Source organism: Flavobacterium yafengii (genome assembly GCF_030010375.1).
Taxonomy (GTDB): Bacteria; Bacteroidota; Bacteroidia; order Flavobacteriales; family Flavobacteriaceae; genus Flavobacterium; species Flavobacterium yafengii.
In genome coordinates this window covers 99,284-117,656 of the sequence record NZ_JASCRY010000005.1, presented here as the reverse complement: position 1 = coordinate 117,656, position 18,373 = coordinate 99,284, and the positions used below count along the sequence as shown (strand labels likewise).

Annotated in this window: 16 protein-coding genes; all 16 read right to left on the bottom strand. The window is 33.3% G+C overall.

Annotated features, from left to right (window positions below):
- Positions 1-61: 61 nt before the first annotated feature.
- Positions 62-817, bottom strand: coding sequence for an imidazole glycerol phosphate synthase subunit HisF (gene hisF / locus QLS97_RS15145; protein WP_282717815.1), 756 nt, complete (start codon positions 815-817; stop codon positions 62-64).
- Positions 818-850: 33 nt separating this feature from the next.
- Positions 851-1,210: a four helix bundle protein gene (locus QLS97_RS15140; RefSeq protein ID WP_282717814.1), complete on the bottom strand. Its 360-nt coding sequence runs from the start codon at positions 1,208-1,210 to the stop codon at positions 851-853.
- A gap of 9 nt (positions 1,211-1,219) precedes the next feature.
- Positions 1,220-1,951: a 1-(5-phosphoribosyl)-5-[(5-phosphoribosylamino)methylideneamino]imidazole-4-carboxamide isomerase gene (gene hisA / locus QLS97_RS15135; RefSeq protein ID WP_282717812.1), complete on the bottom strand. Its 732-nt coding sequence runs from the start codon at positions 1,949-1,951 to the stop codon at positions 1,220-1,222.
- A gap of 47 nt (positions 1,952-1,998) precedes the next feature.
- On the bottom strand, positions 1,999-2,580 hold the full coding sequence (gene hisH, locus QLS97_RS15130; RefSeq protein WP_282717810.1) for an imidazole glycerol phosphate synthase subunit HisH: 582 nt from the start codon (positions 2,578-2,580) through the stop codon (positions 1,999-2,001).
- A 79-nt stretch (positions 2,581-2,659) separates the two neighbouring features.
- Positions 2,660-3,796 (bottom strand): bifunctional histidinol-phosphatase/imidazoleglycerol-phosphate dehydratase HisB, encoded by a 1,137-nt coding sequence (gene hisB, locus QLS97_RS15125; RefSeq protein WP_282717808.1) that lies wholly within the window; start codon positions 3,794-3,796, stop codon positions 2,660-2,662.
- A 24-nt stretch (positions 3,797-3,820) separates the two neighbouring features.
- Positions 3,821-4,870: a histidinol-phosphate transaminase gene (hisC, locus tag QLS97_RS15120; RefSeq protein ID WP_282717806.1), complete on the bottom strand. Its 1,050-nt coding sequence runs from the start codon at positions 4,868-4,870 to the stop codon at positions 3,821-3,823.
- Positions 4,860-6,152, bottom strand: a complete 1,293-nt coding sequence (hisD, locus tag QLS97_RS15115; RefSeq protein WP_282717805.1) for a histidinol dehydrogenase — start codon at positions 6,150-6,152, stop codon at positions 4,860-4,862. Before hisD ends, hisC begins: the two co-directional genes overlap by 11 nt.
- A gap of 88 nt (positions 6,153-6,240) precedes the next feature.
- Complete coding sequence (hisG, locus tag QLS97_RS15110) at positions 6,241-7,098, bottom strand: ATP phosphoribosyltransferase (protein WP_282717803.1); 858 nt, start codon at positions 7,096-7,098, stop codon at positions 6,241-6,243.
- A 278-nt stretch (positions 7,099-7,376) separates the two neighbouring features.
- A complete protein-coding gene (locus QLS97_RS15105) occupies positions 7,377-7,889 on the bottom strand; it encodes a hypothetical protein (protein WP_282717801.1) in 513 nt (170 codons plus the stop codon).
- A gap of 63 nt (positions 7,890-7,952) precedes the next feature.
- A complete protein-coding gene (locus QLS97_RS15100; RefSeq protein ID WP_282717799.1) occupies positions 7,953-9,071 on the bottom strand; it encodes a VIT1/CCC1 transporter family protein in 1,119 nt (372 codons plus the stop codon).
- A gap of 16 nt (positions 9,072-9,087) precedes the next feature.
- The gene (locus tag QLS97_RS15095; RefSeq protein ID WP_282717797.1) at positions 9,088-10,203 is read right to left on the bottom strand and encodes an efflux RND transporter periplasmic adaptor subunit; all 1,116 of its coding nucleotides are present in this window, start codon (positions 10,201-10,203) and stop codon (positions 9,088-9,090) included.
- A gap of 10 nt (positions 10,204-10,213) precedes the next feature.
- The gene (locus tag QLS97_RS15090; RefSeq protein ID WP_282717795.1) at positions 10,214-14,548 is read right to left on the bottom strand and encodes a CusA/CzcA family heavy metal efflux RND transporter; all 4,335 of its coding nucleotides are present in this window, start codon (positions 14,546-14,548) and stop codon (positions 10,214-10,216) included.
- Between the two features lie 59 nt (positions 14,549-14,607).
- Positions 14,608-16,002 (bottom strand): sensor histidine kinase, encoded by a 1,395-nt coding sequence (locus QLS97_RS15085; RefSeq protein WP_282717794.1) that lies wholly within the window; start codon positions 16,000-16,002, stop codon positions 14,608-14,610.
- Positions 16,003-16,008: 6 nt separating this feature from the next.
- Positions 16,009-16,671, bottom strand: a complete 663-nt coding sequence (locus QLS97_RS15080) for a response regulator transcription factor (RefSeq protein WP_282717793.1) — start codon at positions 16,669-16,671, stop codon at positions 16,009-16,011.
- Positions 16,672-16,691: 20 nt separating this feature from the next.
- Positions 16,692-18,113, bottom strand: coding sequence for a DUF3570 domain-containing protein (locus QLS97_RS15075; RefSeq protein WP_282717792.1), 1,422 nt, complete (start codon positions 18,111-18,113; stop codon positions 16,692-16,694).
- Between the two features lie 45 nt (positions 18,114-18,158).
- Complete coding sequence (locus tag QLS97_RS15070; RefSeq protein WP_282717791.1) at positions 18,159-18,371, bottom strand: DUF4266 domain-containing protein; 213 nt, start codon at positions 18,369-18,371, stop codon at positions 18,159-18,161.
- Between the last annotated feature and the right edge of the window lie 2 nt (positions 18,372-18,373).

The window sequence follows — 18,373 nt, the reverse complement described above, 5'->3', positions numbered from 1 at the left end:
TTATATGGATAAATAAGCAACTCAATACTTAATGACTCATACTTAATACTTATGCCTTAATTTAAATCCGTACTTCGATATTGTTGTTTTTAAGGGCTGTTTTTAATGTTTTGATTTCAATTTCTTTAAAATGAAACACACTTGCGGCCAATGCTGCATCGGCTTTCCCTTTTTGAAAAGCATCTACAAAATGCTGTATGTTTCCCGCACCACCAGAAGCAATAATCGGAATATTAACTAATTCCGAAAGTGTAGCCAAAGCTTCATTAGCAAATCCATTTTTAGTTCCATCATTATCCATGGAGGTAAACAGGATTTCTCCCGCTCCACGTTCTTCCACTTCCTTGGCCCAATCAAATAAATTCAATTTGGTAGGCACTTTTCCTCCAACTAAATGAACAATCCATTGACCGTTAATTTGTTTGGCGTCAATAGCAACCACTACACATTGACTTCCAAATTTCTGTGCCAAATCATTAATCAGCTGCGGATTTTTCACTGCCGATGAATTAATAGAAACCTTATCCGCACCATTTTGCAATAATATTTCAACATCTTCAACGGATGAAATTCCACCACCAACAGTAAACGGAATATTAATAGTTGAAGCTACTTTGCGTACCAAATCAACTAAGGTTTTTCTTCTTTCTTCCGTTGCCGAAATATCCAAGAAAACCAATTCATCAGCACCTTCATCCGAATATATTTTGGCTAATTCCACCGGATCTCCTGCATCCCGTAAGTCTACAAAATTAACACCTTTTACGGTTCTTCCGTTTTTAATGTCAAGACAGGGAATAATTCTTTTTGTTAACATCTAAATTAAGTATTAAATTGTAAGGTTGAATTATTAAGTTTTTTTGATATTGTTTTTAGAAGTAATAATTATACTTTTTATTAATTTTAAAACTTCTATACCATCATTATTTAGACTTAAAAACTCTTCATTTGAAATATAATTTGTTGCTTGTAAAAGTTCAAGCCAATATAATGTTTCGTCAGCTTCTTTTTGAGAAATACCCATTTTATGAATGAAATCAGCTTTACTTTCTGCATTTTTAGCTTCTCTAATATTTGCTCCAACAGAAGTTCCTGAACGTAAAATTTGTTTACTCATTACATATTCATTTCTACTATTTAAAGTTTTATATAAATTAACAATTCTAATGGCAAAAGAAAAGCTTTTTATTTTTATTACGTCTTCACTCATATTTAATACTTAATAATTCATACTTAAAATATAGTTTTCCAATTGTTTTAATGAAATTCTCCCTTCGTAAATCGCTTTCCCGATTATCGTTCCTTCACAACCCAATTCGGCCAATTTTGGTAACTCGTCAAAAGTAGAAATTCCTCCTGAAGCAATTAGTTTTATCCCTTTGGCTTCCGCCAAAATTTTAGCGTATAAATCAAAACTTGGCCCTTCTAGCATACCGTCTTTGGCAATATCCGTACAAATTACGTACTGAATTCCCTTGCTTTGATAATCTAGTATAAAAGGAATCAAATCTTCATTCGAATCTTCTAACCAACCCGAAACCGCTACTTTTTCATTGTTAGCATCTGCTCCCAAAATGATTTTATCAGATCCATATTCAGCAATCCATTTTTCGAATAGTTTTCTATTCTTAACGGCAATACTTCCACCGGTAATTTGATTTGCACCACTTTCAAAAGCTATTTTCAAATCAGAATCCGATTTTAATCCACCGCCAAAATCAATTTTCAATTTGGTTTGTGTAGCTATATGCTCCAATATTTTATAATTCACAATTTGGCTCGACTTAGCTCCGTCTAAATCAACCAAATGCAAATATTCGATTCCATGTGCTTCAAATGATTTTGCCACTTCAAGCGGATTTTCATTGTATATAATTTTGGTATTGTAATCACCTTTTGACAAGCGAACACATTTTCCTTCTATGATATCTATTGCTGGTATTATTCTCATTGTAATTAGTCTTAAATTTTAAAAGTCGAAAGTCTTAAAGACTCAACTTAAAGTTTTAAAAAATTTGCCAAAATTTGTTCTCCAACATCACCACTTTTTTCTGGGTGAAATTGTGTTCCGTAGAAATTATCTTTCTGCAAAGCTGAGGCGTATTCTACTTCATAATCTGTTGTAGCAATGGCTTCAGGACAATTTGGCGCATAAAAACTATGTACCAAATACATGTATTCGTTTTCATTAATTCCTTCGAATAAAGGCGATTTCAAATTATAAATTTGATTCCAACCCATTTGTGGCACTTTTACTTTTGGCGTAAATTTAATCACATCAACATCAAAAATTCCCAAACCTTTTGTATTCCCTTCTTCCGATTTGTTGCACATCAATTGCATGCCTAAGCAGATTCCTAAAACAGGTTGTTTCAAGGTTGGAATCAAAGTCTCCAACCCACTTTCAAAAAGCATTTTCATTGCTGAACTAGCTTCACCAACACCTGGAAAAATAACTTTATCTGCGGCTTTAATTTCATCCCAATTATTACTCAAAACCGCTTTAAATCCCAATCTTTCGATAGCAAACATAATGCTTTGAATATTTCCTGCTCCGTAATTTATGATTACTATTTTCATTTCTTTTTTAACCATTAAGAAATTAAGTTTTATTAAGGATGTAACACTTAATAATTCATAATTTATAATTCATAATTTTTTAAAGCATTCCTTTTGTTGATGGCAAAATCATTTTTTCTGTATCACGTTTTACGGCTACTTTTATTGCTTTTGCAAAAGCTTTAAAAATTGCTTCAATCTTGTGATGCTCGTTCGTTCCTTCTGCTTTGATATTGATGTTTGCTTTAGCACCATCCGAGAATGATTTAAAGAAATGATAAAACATCTCCGTCGGCATTTTCCCTACCATTTCGCGTTTGAATTCGGTTTCCCAAACCAGCCAGTTTCTACCTCCAAAATCAATCGCAACTTGCGCTAAACAATCGTCCATTGGCAAACAAAAACCGTAACGTTCTATTCCTAATTTATTTCCTAATGCTTTTGCAAAAACTTCACCAAGCGCAATTGCAGTATCTTCGATAGTATGATGTTCATCTACTTCTAAATCTCCTTTTACTAGAACCTCCAAATCCATTTGTCCGTGACGCGCAATTTGGTCCAGCATGTGGTCAAAAAAGGCAATTCCTGTTTCGATCTTGCTTTTTCCGGTTCCGTCAAGGTTCAAGTTGATAAAAATATCCGTTTCATTTGTTTTTCTTTCTATTGAAGCGGAACGTTCTTCTAATTTCAAAAACTCATAAATTACTTTCCAATCTGTAGTTTGTAAAGCAATAACGGAGTCTAGCTCTTCTCTTTTTGAAGCAATTTCATCGCCTCCTAAAGCTTCGTCTGTATTGATAAAAATAGCTTTTGAGCCCAAATTTTTTGCCAATTCCACGTCAGTTATTCTGTCTCCTATTACGAATGAATTTGCTAAATCATACTCGGGATTATCAATATATTTTGTCAGCATTCCCGTTGCAGGTTTGCGGGTTGGTGCATTTTCGTGCGGAAATGTTTTGTCAATAAATACTTCTTTGAAAACCACTCCTTCATTTTCAAAAGCTTTCATAATTAAATTATGAACTGGCCAAAAGTTAATTTCTGGATGAGAATCAGTTCCTAAACCATCTTGATTGGTCACCATTACTAATTCGAAATCCAATTCTTTAGCTATTTTTGCAAGATATTGAAACGCTTTTGGATAAAATTCTAATTTTTCAAAACTGTCTAATTGATAATCATTTGGTTCCAAAACCATTGTTCCGTCACGATCTATAAAAAGTATTTTTTTCATTAAAAAAAGTTTAAAGTTTAAGGTTTAAAGTTGTTTTAATACCTCAATTAATTTCATATTTTCTTGTTCTGTTCCAACGGTCAGACGCAAACAATTATCGCATAACGGTTGGGTTGTTCTGTTCCGAATTACAATTCCTTTTGCAATCAATTCATCGTATCTTTTATTAGCGTCATCTACTTTTATCAAAATAAAATTAGCTTCCGTAGGATAGATTTTTTTGACAAAATTTACATTAAGTAATACTTTAAGTAACTCCTCTCTTTGTCTTATTATAGATTCAATTTCAGATTTTATTTTATTTTTATCATCTAATCGTTCCAAAGCTCTTTTTTGAGTCAATTCGTTTACATTATACGGAGGTTTAATTTTGTTTAAAACCGAAATTACTTCCGCAGATGCGTAACAAATTCCTAATCTAATTCCAGCCAAACCATACGCTTTTGATAATGTTTGAGTAATCACTAAATTTGGATATTCGTCTAATTCATTAATCCAGCTTTCTTTTTTTGAAAAGTCAATATACGCTTCATCAATCACAACTAAACCTTTAAAATTTTGCAAAAGATACGCTACACTTTCATCCGAAAATGAATTTCCGGTTGGATTATTTGGTGAACACAAAAAGATGATTTTAGTAGTTGCATCAACGGCTTCCATGATTTTTTCAATTTGTGGTTGAAAGTCTTCTGAAAGCAATACTTCTTTATTTTCTACTGCATTAATATTAGCCAAAACGCCATACATTCCGTATGTTGGTGGCAATGTGATTACGTTATCTGTTCTTGGTTCACAAAAAGCTCTGAATAACAAATCCAACACTTCATCACTTCCATTCCCCAATAAAATTTGATTCGTTTTGACATTTCTCTGTTTTGCCAAAATCCCCTTTACACTCATTTGTTGTGGGTCCGGATACCTGTTCACCCCATTTTCAAACGGATTTTCATTGGCATCCAAAAAAATCATATCTGCAGTATCAAAATCCTCAAATTCATCACGTGCCGAAGAATACGGTTTCAATTGCTTGACATTTTCTCTAACTATAGTATTTATATCGAAATTATTTTCCATCTTCAATCGCTTTTAATCGTAATGTAACTGCATTTTTATGTGCTTGTAAACCTTCTGCTTCTGCCATTATTTCAATGGCTTTACCGATATTTTGTATTCCTTTTTGGGATATTTTTTGGAAAGTCATTGCTTTAGTAAAACTATCAAGATTCACGCCACTATAATTCTTGGCATAACCGTTGGTTGGCAACGTATGATTGGTTCCTGACGCATAATCACCAGCGCTTTCTGGAGTATAATTTCCTATGAATACAGAACCCGCATTTTGAACGCCATTGCTGTAAAAATCATCAAATTCAGAACAAATAATAAAGTGTTCCGGTCCGTATTCATTGATTAATTCTAGGGCAATTTTATCATTTTCAACAAAAATTAATTTTGAATTCGCAATTGCTTTTTCAGCGATGGCTTTTCTTGGTAAAGCTTCCATTTGTATTTGGATCTCAGTCTCTACAGCATCAATTAATTTTTTGGAAGTAGAAACTAAAATAACTTGACTATCCGCTCCGTGTTCTGCTTGAGACAATAAATCTGAAGCTACAAAAGCCGGAACTGCACTATCATCAGCAACAATTAATAATTCCGATGGACCGGCCGGCATATCGATTGCTACTCCAAACTGAGTTGCCAATTGTTTAGCCACAGTCACAAATTGATTTCCGGGACCAAAGATTTTATACACTTTAGGAATTGTTTCCGTTCCAAAAGTCATTCCTGCAATAGCTTGAATTCCGCCTACTTTTAATATTTTAGTCACACCACATAAATTTGCAGCATACAAAATAGCGGGATTTATAGCTCCATTTTTATCAGGAGGAGAACATAAAACAATTTCGTTGCAACCTGCAATTTCTGCAGGAACAGCCAGCATCAAAACTGTTGAAAATAAAGGTGCAGTTCCTCCAGGGATGTACAAACCAATTTTTTGGATTGGCCTTTTTTCTTGCCAGCACTTTACTCCTTCTATTGTTTCTACAGCTACTCTTTTAGTTTTTTGAGCAGTATGAAATTTTTTAATATTTGATTTTGCAAGTGAAATTGCTTCTTTTAACTCGATAGAAATGGATGCAATTGCTTGGTCAACTTCAGCTTTAGAAACTTCAATTGTATCGATTTTAGCTCCGTCAAAAAGCGACGTATATTTGGCTACAGCAGCATCGCCTTTTTTCTGTACTTCTTTAAAAATTTCTTTTACTGTCGCTTCAATATCATCAACAGTTTTTGTAGGTCTTTCTAAAATTGAAGTCCAGGTTTCTGGTTTTGGATTGTATATTTTATTCATTTTTAATTTTATTCAAAGATTAAATGATTCAAAAATTTAAAGATTGAGGCTTTTTAAACCTTTTATTTCTAACTTATCAAATCTGATTTTATAAAACCATTTTCTCAATTGGACAAACCAAAATCCCTTCGGCTCCAACTTCTTTCAATTGATCAATTACATCCCAGAAAGTATCTTTGTCGATTACGGAGTGTACGCTACTCCATCCTTCTTGAGCCAGAGGCAAAACGGTTAAACTTCTTAATACAGGAAGAATTTTTCCAACAGCATCAATTTTATCATTTGGAATATTCATCAATATGTACTTCGATTTTCTTGCTCTTAAAACGGATTCGATTCTGAATTTTAAGGTGTCGATTATTTTTTGAGATTCAGGACTTACTTTTGGAGAAACAGCTAAAACTGCTTCACTTTTAAAAATAACTTCAACCTCTTTCAGATTATTCTTGAATAAAGTGCTTCCGCTGGAAACAATATCAACAATAGCATCGGCTAGACCAATGTTTGGAGCTATTTCAACCGAACCTGAAATCTGGTGAATATCGACTGTTACGCCTTTAGAATTAAAAAAGTCAAGAACTGTTTTAGGGTAAGAAGTGGCAATGCGCATACCATCTAAATCTTGAACGGATTTGTAATCAAATGCTTTTGGTACAGCAACGGATACTTTACATTTTGAAAAACCTAATTTTTGAATTACCTCAATATTGTTTCCTTTTTCAACTAATAAATTATCGCCAACTATAGCAATATCAACAACTCCATCAATTAAATATTGAGGAATATCTGAATTTCTTAAATATAAAACCTCTAAAGGGAAATTCGATGCTTCGGCTTTTAATTGGTCGATACCATTGTCGATTGAAATACCTGCATCTTTTAGAATTTGAATGCTATCTTCGTTTAAACGTCCTGATTTTTGAATTGCAATTTTTAATGTACTCATTTTTGTCTTTTTTGTTTTTGTTTAAATTTTTTTGATTGAGTACAAATTTTGGGTAATAAAAAACCCGTTTGATGTACTCAAACGGGTTTTAGAATATGATGATTTACACACATACCATTAACACATCGCTTGAGGGCAATAATGAAAATGATGATGATGCAATTGATTTGTAAACATTTTTGTGTTTGTTTTTATTTTAAATTCTTTTGCAAATATAAGAGATAAATTACTTAAAAAACAATTTTTATTTTAACTTAAAGATATGAAATTGTTAAAAACTACTTTTCATCTCTCGTTTTATTCGATTCATTTCCAGTAGAATTTGTATCATTTACAACTTTGGTAGCGCTGTCTTCCCTAATTTCAGTATGACGAATTTCTCCTCCGGAAGTCCCAACGTTTATTGATATAATTCCACTTATTAAAGCTAAGATAAGCGTGATAAATGAAAATATTTTAGCTAGTCGAAACTTTTTTACAGCAGCTACTAATGAAATTAATGCAAAAACTCCGGTTACATAAAGTACTAAAGCAAATTTTTCCGCGAGTTCTTCGTGTTCATGGATAATTGCTTTGCCAATATTTGGAAAATCTTCAACCATCTCCTCTGCTCCTTCGCCAGTTCCCATACTAAGTGCCCCAAAAATTGCTGCAATTATAAATAGAATATAAGCAGTATTTTTTATTGAACTGTTATTTAAAAATATTCCTGCAATCAAAATTCCAATTCCGAAAATAGTTCCGATAATTGGAAAATGGTTTACGACCATGTGTAAATGAGCATCATTCATAATTTTTTATTTAAAGTTTATATTGTATTATATGCAATCCTTCCATTTAGCAGAAGTTAATTTTTATCCTGCCAGTGAAACACCTATCAAGGAACCAATTCCATAAGTTACCGCTGCAGCTACCAATCCAAAAAAAACTTGTCTAAATCCAGAAAACAAAATGCTTTTTCCGGTCAATAAAGTAATTGCGGCACCTATTCCAAAAAGCCCAATTACACTACTTCCGACACTCAATAAAATGGCATTTTTTCCATCTAAAAACATAAAAGGATATAATGGAATAATAGCTCCAATGGCAAAAAGCACAAACGAAGCTGTTGCTGCTTCCCAGGCTGACCCTCCTAATTCTTCTTTGTCAATTCCCAATTCCTCCGTGATAATTGCATCAATCGCCGTTTGAGGATTTTCAAAAGCTTTGTCAGCCAGTTTTTGTGCTTCGACAACATTCATTCCTTTGGCCTGATACAATAAAACTAATTCTTTTTTTTCTTCCTCGGGTGAAGCTTCTAATTCTTCAGTTTCTAAATCAATTTGGCGCTGGTTTAATTCTCTGGAACTTTGTACCGAAAGCCATTCGCCTAAAGCCATTGAAATTGCTCCTGCCAAAAGTCCCGCAGTACCGGTTAATAATATCGTATTATTAGAAACAGCCGCACCGGCAACTCCCATTACTAAACTCATATTAGAAACCAATCCGTCATTTGAACCTAAAACGGCCGCACGTAATGCATTTCCGCCTACTGATTTATGCCTGCTTTCAAATTTAGATAAAAAGCCACCCGAAACATTCAAGGCGGCATTATTATTTACGGCTTCAATAATATTAAGATGATTGTGCTCAAAACCTGTTGGTTTCTCTCCGCTTTTTATTTTATTCTTGATTGAATTTACCGCAAATTGCTTTTCTATACTCGAAAGGTTACTGATGATAGAACTGTAACCAAAGATTTTACCCAATTTTAATTGGAATTTTGCTCTTCTTGATGGCAAAGGCATTTTGTAATTTGGTTCCAAAGTCGACACTTTATCAAACATGTGTTTCGCGTGTCCTTTCTCAATTTTACCCAAACTCAATAATACTCTTGAAAGATTATCGTCAGATTGAATGGCCGCAATACTATCATACAAAAAGGCAGTGTCAACCTCTGTTTGCAACTGATCTTTAAGTTTGTTCAAGTCCATATTTATTTGCTTATTATTAATTAGCTAAATCGAACACCCCTTTTGTCAAAATTCTTGAAGAAGCATTGATCATAGTATTTGGAAGTATTTCAACAAACTTTTCAGATTTCTTGCCTACGGTAACGCTTACTTTCTTAAATGAATATCCATTTTTTTCATTGTCCAATAAAAGTACGAAATTTTTGTTGTTTTCTGTTACTAGTGCTTCAGAAGGAATCGCCAAACCTTTTTTAGAATCGATGATAATTTCAGCTTCAACAAACATTCCTGTTAAAAGTTTTTGTTTTATTGCATCGTCTAAATGCCCATGAATATTAATCGTTCTGTCATTTCCTTCTATTGATTTTCCAACCAAATGTACTTCGGCATTAAAAACATCTTTGGAAGCTTCAGGAACTTTAAAATGAATCTTTTGTCCAATTTTCACATTCAAAATATCTTTTTCAAATACGGCCAATTCTAAATGCAAGTGATCCGTATCGACAATTTCTAAAATCACATCCGAAGGTGCCACATACATTCCCACATTGGCATTCATTATTACAATATCGCCCGTTATTGGAGAAAAAATAGTGATTGTTGAAGTCAAAATTCCTTTCTCTACATTTCTCGGATTAATGTTCAAGAGCACTAATTTGGCACGTAAACTTTGATGCATTGCTTTAGCTCTTCTATAATCACTTTCTGCTTTTAGGTAGTTTTTTTGTGAAGTGATTTTTTCATCATACAAGGTTTTTTGTCGGTCATATTCGGATTTCAAAAAATTTAGTTGCTCAGCCACTTCCATATAATCTTTTTGAATATCAAGAAATTCAGTGTTCTGTAGCGTTAATAAAGCTTGTCCTTTTTTGACTTTATTTCCAACTAAAAGTGTCGTTGATTTCACATAACCGCCCATAAAAGTGTTCACTTTAGCTCGGTTTTGTGGCGGTACGTCAATCTTTCCGGATGCTTTTACCGTTACATCAAAATCCTGCTCTGTTGGACTCGCAATCTCCATTCCCGAAGATTTGAATTGGGCGGAAGTTACAGTTGTCAAACCGTTGTCTTTTTGTTCCACTTCCTCTGTTTTCGATTCTTTGCAAGAAAATAAAACAAGGGATAAAGCGATTATATATATAGATTTTTTCATTAGTTGTATTTTAAAAATTTAGGTATTGTAAATCTAATTGGGTTTGATTGAATTGTAAAATAGCATCTAAATAATCCACTTGAATTGTAGTGGCATTTTCTAAACTTTGGATGTATTGAAAAAAATCAATCTCACCATGTTTATAACTGTTGTTCCCTACTTTTATAATCTCATCCGATAATTTTTTTCCGTATAAATTGTAGTAGTTAATCGCTTCCTGATGCTTCGCTAATTCATTCTTTTTTTGATTAATGTACTTCTCTATTTTTACTTCTTCATTTTGCTTTTGTTGTTCCCAACTTTGTAATTCGAGCTGCGCTACTTTAGTTTTAGAAACGTTACCAGAGAATAATATTGGTACTGCTAAACCAACTTGAAAACCATACAACGACTGTGATAATCCTTTATTTCTTCCTTGAAAATAATCCAAATTAATATCCGGTAGCCAATGTTGTTTTTGTAGCTTTATTTGATTTTTATAATTTTCAGTAACACTTTCTAAATAAGTAGTATAAAATAATTTACTTGTTGCATCAGTAAAAGTATTTAAAGGTGCAATTGAATTGCTACTTATTGTTATTATTTCATCGTTTTGAAGTAAGGATTGCAACAGCTCGTATTGTGCTTTTTTATCATTCTCAATTTGCGAAAGCTTGGTTCTTATTTGTCTAAATTTAGCTTGAGCGGTAATTTTTTCCAGATAATTAGTTTCTCCTAATTCAAATCGTCTATCGCTTGCTTTAGAGAAATTTTGGTACAAACTATCTAAATAGTGGTACAGTTTTTCTTGATGTTGCAAATAAACGATATGCTGATATGATTTAGAAACAGCTAAAGAAAGTTTGTTTTTTTGAATATCAAAATTGGCTTTTTCCCTTTCATATTCAGAAGAAAATACTTTTTTCTGCGCTCCGTAAACCGTTGGAAAAGAAAAGCGTTGCTGTACGCCAAATACTCGTAAAGGTTCGTTATTGAGTGCCAAATTATTTTGATCGTAACTGTAATAAATATTGGTTTTATCAAAAGTATTTGCCGTTTTGATGTTGGCTTTTGTTTTTTCCACTTGCAATTGAGCCGCTTTAATTCCTTTATTATTTTGAATTGCTTTAGCCAATAAACTATCCAGTTCCGGATTAGAATTTTGTGAAAAAGCCAATGAAGAACTCAACAATAACAAAATCATATAAGTAGCACTTTGATGCTTCTTAAACTTCGCTTTTTTGTAGGCTTGACTATCAAAAACTTTGTATAAAATAGGCAGCACAATCATCGTCAAAATAGTTGCCGTAAATAATCCGCCAATTACTACCGTTGCTAATGGTCGTTGCACTTCGGCACCAGCCGAAGATGAAATTGCCATTGGTAAAAATCCTAATGCAGCAGCCGAAGCAGTTAATAAAACAGGACGTAATCTATCCGTAGTTCCTTTTAAAATTAATGCATCGATATCTTTCATGCCTTGGTGTTTGAGTTCTTTAAAATGTTCGATTAGTACAATTCCGTTTAATACAGCAATTCCGAAAAGTGCGATGAATCCAACGCCTGCCGAAATACTGAACGGCAAATCTCTCATCCATAAAAATAGAACTCCACCTACTGCTGATAAAGGAATTGCTGAATACACCATTAACGCTTCTTTTACGGAGCCAAATGCAAAATATAAAAGGATAAAAATCAAAAATAAAGCGATAGGAACTGCAATCATCAATCGGGCTTTGGCGCTTTGTAAATTTTCAAATTGTCCGCCGTATTTCACATAATAACCGGCTGGTAATTTAATTTGAGTGTCTACAATTTTCTGAATATCGGTAACTACACTTTGTAAATCGCGGTTTCGAACGTTGATTCCCACTACAATTCTTCTATTGGTATTGTCTCTTGAAATTTTTGCGGGACCTTCGCTATATTCGATTGAAGCCAATTCGCTCAACGGAATTTGTTCTCCGTTTGGTGTTGGCACATATAAATTACGCAAATCTTCAATATCGTGACGGTTTGCTTGATCCAAACGAATTACCATATCAAAACGTTTCTCGCCTTCAAAAACATTTCCAACGGTTTTTCCGGCAAAGCCAAGAGCAATCATTTCGTTCAAATCAGCAATATTCAAACCGTAACGGGCAATTTTCGAACGATCATAAACGACTGACATTTGTGGCAAACCTTCTGTTTTTTCGATAATAATATCCGAAGCGCCTTCTACTTTTGCAATAGCATTTTTGATTTCATGCGCTTTCTGTGCCAAAATATTTAAGTCTTCGCCAAAAACTTTAACTGCCACATCTGAGCGGGTTCCAGAAATTAATTCATTGAAACGCATTTCGATAGGCTGCGTAAACTCAACTTCCATATTCGGGATTTCTTTTTCCAATGCTGCTTTTATTTTATCTGCCAATTCATCTTTAGTGGAAGCCGAAGTCCATTCTGATTTGGGTTTCAATTTTACAATAACATCGCTTTCTTCCATGGACATTGGATCTGTAGGCACTTCGGCAGCTCCAATTCTGCTGACAACCTGTGTAACTTCCGGGAAATTTTTAAGGATTATTTTCTCTATTTTGGTCGTTATCGCTATTGTTTTTGTCAAAGAAGTTCCAGTTTTTAAAACGGGCTGAATCACAAAATCCCCTTCGTCAAGCGTAGGAATAAATTCTCCTCCCATGGTTGCAAATAATCCAATGGCCAGCAATAACAATCCTAATGCTCCGTATAATACTTTTTTGGTATTGCTTATCGCCCAAGTAATTATGGGCAAATACCCGGAATTGAGTTTACGAATTAGTTTACTGGATAATGAATTTGGATTTTCTTCTTTTGGTTTTAAAAATAAAGAAGAAACCACCGGAACATAGGTAAAACAAAAGATCATCGCACCTAATAATGCAAAACTAAAAGTCATCGCCATCGGTTTGAACATTTTACCTTCAATTCCGGATAAGGATAGAATTGGAATAAAAACAATCAGAATAATCAATTGGCCGAAAATAGCCGAATTCATCATTTTGGAAGCACTTTTATAGGTGATTTGGTCAATTTCCAGCTGGCGTTCTTCTTTGTTAAGATTCACTAAATGAGCTGATTTACTGGCAATTTGAAAAGCAATAAACTCGACAATAATTACGGCGCCATCAATGATAATTCCAAAATCAATGGCTCCAAGACTCATTAAATTGGCATCGATGCCAAAAATATTCATGAACGAAATGGCGAATAATAAACACAACGGAATTACAGAAGCTACCACCAATCCCGAACGCCAGTTTCCTAATAATAAAACCACGACAAAAATCACAATTAAACATCCTAAAATCAAGTTTTCGGCAACGGTAAAAGTAGTTTTTCCTACTAATTCACTACGTTCCAGAAAACCATTGATATACACGCCATCAGGCAAGGATTTTTCTATTTCAATTACCCTGTCTTTGACATCGCTAATAACTTGTTTTGAATTTCCTCCTTTGAGCATCATGACTTGCCCCAAAACTTTTTCGCCTTCTCCATTACCCGTAATTGCACCAAAACGATTGGCATGACCAAACCGAACTTGAGCTACATTTTTGATATAAACAGGCAATCCATTCGTGGTTTTAACGACTATATTTTCAATATCTTGCAGTGAATTTACCTTTCCTTCGCCTCGAATAAAATAACTTTGATTTACTTTTTCGATATAGGCACCACCAGCAATACTGTTATTTTTTTCTAGCGCCGTAAAAACATCAGCAGTAGTGATGTTCATTGCTTTCAAACTCGACGGGTTAATGGCAATTTCATATTGCTTTAGAAAACCACCCCAAGTATTGATTTCTACAACACCTTTTATTCCAGATAGTTGCCTTTTTACCACCCAATCTTGAATGGTACGCAAATCAGTTACCGAATAATTATTTTTGAATTCAGGTTTTACTTCTAAAGTGTATTGGTAGATTTCGCCAAGTCCTGTAGTAATTGGACCCATTTCTGGTGTTCCAAAACCTTGCGGGATTTTCTCAGAAGCTGTTTTGATTTTTTCCGCGATAAGTTGTCTTGGAAGATAGGTTCCTAAATTTTCATCAAAAACGATCGTAACAACAGATAAACCAAATTTTGAAATAGAACGAATTTCTTTGACACCAGGCAAATTAGCCATTTCAATTTCTACAGGATACGTGATAAACTGTTCAATATCTTGTGTAGAAAGGTTACGAGAAGTTGTGATTACCTGAACTTGGTTATTTGTTACGTCTGGAACTGCTCCAATGGATATTTGGAATACAGAAAACAAACCAAATCCAAAAACTCCTAAAGTAAAGAGTAAGATAATCAGTTTGTTTTTTAAACTAAAAGCAATAATTTTTTCGAGCATTTTTACCTTAATTTGTTTTTTACAAATCTAAGATTTAAAGATAAGGATTTACTTAAGAATTACTTAAGGTCTGCTTCAAATAAACTTAATACAACCCGTGTTCCTACATTTTCTTCACTGGTAATTGTAATGTCAATATTGAGCAATGAACACAGTCTTTTTACAATAGACAAGCCCAATCCAGTCCCTTTTATTTCAGGATGTTCATTTGATTTTGAACGATAAAATTGATTGAAAATATTTTCTAAATCCTCCGTAGGTATTCCTATTCCGGTATCAATGATGTGGCATTCAATTTTAGAGGCTACGCTTTTTATATTAACTGTTAAATTCCCTTCTTGATTCGAATATTTCAAAGCATTAGAAATCAAATTATTAACAACAATTAAAAATAAATAACTATCCGTTTCTATGTAATAATCTCTAGGGAAATTTGTTGAAACATTAATTTTTTTAGACTGAATCGCAGTAGAATTTCTGGCAGTAGTATCTAAAAATATAGCATTCAAATAGACTTTTTCTATATTTAAACTTTGTTTTTGATTTTCAAATCGAGCCAATAAAAGCAACTGATCCACTAGATGATTCAAACGATCGACTTCTGTAACACAAAAATTAATTTTTTCTTCATATTCTGCGTGATTTCTGGGCTTGCGAATCAAAACTTCCAATGTGCCTTTGATAACCGTCAAAGGCGTTCTTAATTCATGCGATGCATCCGAAGTGAATTGTTTTTCTCTTTCGATAGCAGTTTCTATTCGGTCTAATAAATTATTGATGGTTTGAGATAAAACAAATAATTCATCACGGTTTTGTGGTAACGGAATTCTAGAAGTCAGATTGTCTTTAGTGATAATATTTGAGGTAGTAATAATGGAACTAATGGGTTTTATGCTCCTTCCAGCAATAAATCGTGCAATAAAGAACAGCACTATCAAAATTAAAGGATAAGCAATAAGCAATACTTCAAATAAATTATTAAGTACCATTGTAGCATCTTCTAAGGACATTGCAATTATGATGTACCCAATAATTTTTGCTTTTTGATAAATGGGAACTTGTATTTGTCGAATAGAATTATCCGCTAATTTGGTATCAAAAAGCTTGTTCTCCCCATTTTCTTTATTAAATAATAAAGAGGATTTTTTAAGATTAGGCGATTTTTCAATCACATTTCTATTTTGATCAACAAACTGAATAAATACGGGATTTACATCAAGCGTATTGTGTTCCCGTTCTTTCCATTCTTCTTCATGAATCAAATGAAAACTATTGCCTACAATTTCAATTTCGGTGAGATGTTTCTCTACTTCACTGGTAATATCATTATTTACATGGCTGTAAACACTGAATTTAACAATAGAATAGATAATAAAGAAAACTACAAAAATCAACAAAGCTGTAGTAACGATATAATTAGAGGCAATTCTATTTTTGAAGGAAAGTTGTTGCATTTTTATTTAGTCATTAGCAATATAGCCTACACCGCGAACAGTTTTTATGTAGTCTTGTTCAATTTTTAAATTCAATTTTTTACGAATTGCATTCATAAAAACATCAATAACACCGGTATCGTATTCAAAATGAATGTCCCAGACATCTTCAATAATTTGAGTTCTGGTGCATACTTTGCCTTTGTTTTTGACCAAATATTTCAACAAATCAAACTCACGTTGGGTCAAATTTACTTCAATATCACTTACGAAAACACTATGTTTGGCAATATCAATTTGAATTGTTCCAAGAGTAAGAATTTCATCTTCATTTTGGTTTCTGAAATGAATTTTGATGCGTTCCAGCAATTCGTCAAAACTAAATGGTTTCTTGATATAATCATTAGCGCCCGCTTTTAAACCCTCAATAGTTTCTTGCACCGTATCTTTGGCTGTCAAAAATAAGATTGGCGTATGACTGTTTTTTAATCGAATGGATTTACATAGTTCCAGTCCTGTCATTTTTGGCAACATCCAATCTAATAAAATCAAATCGAAATTGTTTTTTTGAGTCAGCTCAAATCCTTTTAAACCATCCGAAGCACTGGTGATTGTATATCCTTCTTCTTCTAATCCTTGCTGAAGAAATTGAACAATACCAGCTTCATCTTCCACGATTAATATGTGCATGATTTTATAAATTTAGGTTTTTATTGCATTACAAATTTAAATGCAATTGTACCAATGTTAGCATTTAGATTGTCACTTCTTTCATAATGATTGAATCTAAAATCAATATTTTTCAAACCAAATTTCCAAATTTTTGCACCAGTAAAAATATCAGTGTAATTGATTCCAAAACCGTATTGATTTGCATCAAATGTAGCCAAATCAGCATCAGAAGTATAAAATTTTTCTGTTGATAAATGGGTTTCATAAGGCGCATAATACTTTGAAGCCGTCTGGGTATAATACCGATACATTGGAAAAACAGTAAATCTATCTGATAATTTTATAGGAAGTTCAATCGTTGCGGTATGCGATTGAATATCCCAATTATCGGAATAAAAGCGGTAATAGGTTCTCAATATAAATCGTTCATTAATGTAATAATTCAAACGTGCTCCAACAGGAATTTTAAATCTTGAATCTGGTAATCTTTCTATATCATCAGCCAGTTTATAAACACCGGTATTAGTTGAACTTTCATAATTATTAATGTATTGTGCCTGACCGATGTAATAATTAGCTTTATCAGCAAAATAAATTCGGTGATAAGGGGACGATAATAAACCTTGTTGTTGCAAAACATCAAAGAAGATTGAAAATTGCAGTTTTTTAGTTAAAACCTGAGAGAAACCCACTGAAGCTGAGTAAGAGTTTCTATTTACGCCATTAACCGTTTGAAATGCTGAAGGCAAATAATTTGTTGTAGTTTGTCCATTTTGATCCAAAACCGATACGCCATTAAAATAGCCTTGATTTAAAAAATTAGCACCATATTTTGAATATTCATGAAGCTCTGTTGGATAAATAGGTCGCCATTGATCAAGATACACATTGGCTTTCAAGCTTAATTCTGTATTTTTTTCATTAAAAAGAGTTGCAATTCCTCCTCCAAAACCAACTGAAGTATAGTCATATTCATTTGAAAAAGAAACATCAGTATTCCAAATAAAATTTCTGGAATCACTACTATGGCTGTAATTAGCAACAATTGACACTAATTGATCACTTTTGGAAGCACCAGAAGAAGCTTGCCAAGGAGTTCCACTAGGCGTTGGAGCAGCTAATCTATCATCATCACCGCCAGAAGCTCCTGTAGCATTGAACGGATTTATATTACTCGATGAGGCTGACGAATAGGCTGATATTCCTAAATCAATTGTTAAAACATCATCATCATTTAATGGCATTGAAACTACAATATTTGAGGCAACATCCGTTAATTTTTCAGAACCTATACCTCCTGAAACAGCTGATTTTGAACCGTCCTGATTGTAATAACTGGCTAAAAAATCGACCTCAGTACTTTCTAATACTCGTTTTTTAAATGCTGGTGCGGTAGTTTTGTCCTGCGAAAAGGCAATGCTACTTATTAATCCTAAAAGAAATAAAAATTTTATTTTCATTGTATAGAAATTACTATTTACTATATAAATTGTTGTTTTTGTAAATTAGTTGCAACCGCAACCACCGCCTGATTTACCACCATTGGCTCCAGCGGCTGCTTCACGATATACTTGAAAGGAAGTTTCATATCGCTCTGCAGTTCTTGCGGAAAGTTTCATGTCAGGATCATTTATTTTTTCTTTTTCATATTCTTTTACTGAACTACACGATTGTAAAATCAGCAGTACAAAAAACAAAACCGTTATAGTCTTTATCATTT